The 855-nt window shown below is 57.1% G+C and carries 1 pseudogene; it reads right to left on the reverse strand.

Annotated elements, in window-relative coordinates:
• Positions 1-855 (reverse strand): annotated as a pseudogene (locus LQV63_RS30150) (hypothetical protein); the annotation flags it as partial.

Below are 855 nucleotides of genomic sequence, written 5' to 3' on the forward strand. Positions count from 1 at the left end.
ACTACATTTTGATGCGCTCCGTGCGTTTGCGACGTAATGCTTTGCACTTGGCCTGTTGGCTGGAAGCTATTCGGTACTACATTTTGATGCGCTCCGTGCGTTTGCGACGTAATGCTTTGCACTTGGCCTGTTGGCTGGAAGCTATTCGGCACTACATTTTGATGCGCTCCGTGCGTTTGCGACGTAATGCTTTGCACTTGGCCTGTTGGCTGGAAGTTGTTCGGCACTACATTTTGATGCGCTCCGTGCGTTTGCGATGTAATGCTTGGCACTTGGCCCGTTGGCTGGAACTGCTGTCCCGTATATGTTTGGGCTACGATGCTATGTAAGCCACCAGGCTGATAGCCGCTGCCGAAGCTGTTTTGGTAGTTGCTTGCGATACCGCCGGACAAACCTTGATTCGTCGAGCCGTAGCCGCCTTGACCGCTGTAGCTGTTGTTGTACGACCCTTGATTGGCCGTGCTGCCGGATGGACCCGAGTTGTTGCCGCTGTACGTGCTTGCCACGATGCCGCCGGACACCCCTTGGTTCATCGTGCCGTAGCCGCTTTGACCACTGAAGTTGTTGTACGCGCCTTGGTTAGCCGTGCTGCCGGATGGACCCGAGTTGTTGCCGCTATACGTGCTTGCCACGATGCCGCCGGACACCCCTTGGTTCACCGTGCCGTAGCCACTTTGGCCACTGAAGTTGTTGTACGCGCCTTGGTTGGCCGTGCTGCCGGACGGACCCGAGTTGTTGCCGCTATACGTGCTTGCCACGATACCGCCGGACACCCCTTGGTTCATTGTGCTGTAGCCGCTTTGGCCACTGAAGTTGTTGTACGCGCCTTGGTTGGCCGTGCTGCCGGACGGACCC

This window comes from Paenibacillus profundus (assembly GCF_021369635.1).
GTDB classification, from domain to species: domain Bacteria; phylum Bacillota; class Bacilli; order Paenibacillales; family Paenibacillaceae; genus Paenibacillus_B; species Paenibacillus_B profundus.